The sequence below is a fragment of the Flavobacterium resistens genome (assembly GCF_900182645.1).
GTDB lineage: Bacteria > Bacteroidota > Bacteroidia > Flavobacteriales > Flavobacteriaceae > Flavobacterium > Flavobacterium resistens.
The window spans coordinates 1-1,019 of sequence record NZ_FXTA01000023.1; the positions used below are offsets into that span (position 1 = coordinate 1).

At 51.2% G+C, this 1,019-nt stretch carries 1 protein-coding gene; it reads right to left on the bottom strand.

Features of this window, described 5'->3' with window-relative positions; all coding sequences use genetic code 11:
• A partial coding sequence (locus FN795_RS21510) for an Ig-like domain-containing protein (protein WP_394345185.1) occupies nt 1-1,019 on the bottom strand: 1,019 nt, incomplete at both ends.

The window sequence follows — 1,019 nt, forward strand, 5'->3', positions numbered from 1 at the left end:
GCCGGTGCATTAGCCCCAAGCGTCGCAACTCCCGTCGTCGGATCCAATGTCAGATAACCTGAAGGGTCCGCAACTGTCGTCGTTATTTTTACTTCGGATGCCGTCAATGGCTGCCCGTTTCTGGTATCATTATCCACAACGGTGATGATCGTCTGGGCCGTTGCCGATTGTGTCACCGATGCAGGGTTGTCTGCATTGGCAACCAAAACATCGCCCGTAACCTGGATATAACTCTTAACCGTATCGCAGTTAAGCGTATGGTCGTTGTCACAGATCGCGTATTCCACTTCGTAGTTTCCTGAAGTGGTACCCGGAGCCACTGTGATGGTTTTGTCTACGTTGATTGTTAAGCCTGCAGGAAGCGTGCTTACCAATGTGAACGTTACTTTGCCTGCTCCTGTCCCAACCGTTACCGGTGTTCCGTTCAATGTATCATTGGCGGTAAGCGAGATCGTCGTGCCTCCGTTGTTGCTGTTGATCGCTGTGGTGGTTTCTGTCACAGCGTCGATTACAGGGATCACAACCGGATCATTTACTGTCAAAGTTACTGTAGCCGTTGAGCAGTTCGATGCATTGGTCTTGTCGCAGATCGAATACGTCAAGCTGTAGGCTCCCGCCGGTGCATTAGCCCCAAGCGTCGCAACTCCCGTCGTCGGATCCAATGTCAGATAACCTGAAGGGTCCGCAACTGTCGTCGTTATTTTTACTTCGGATGCCGTCAATGGCTGCCCGTTTCTGGTATCATTATCCACAACGGTGATGATCGTCTGGGCCGTTGCCGACTGTGTCACCGATGAAGGGTTGTCTGCATTGGCAACCAAAACATCGCCCGTAACCTGGATATAACTCTTAACCGTATCGCAGTTAAGCGCATGGTCGTTGTCACAGATCGTGTATTCCACTTCGTAGTTTCCTGAGGCTGTGCCCGGAGCCACTGTGATGGTTTTGTCTGCGTTGATTGTTAAGCCTGCAGGAAGCGTGCTTACCAATGTGAACGTTACTTTTCCTGCTCCTGTCCC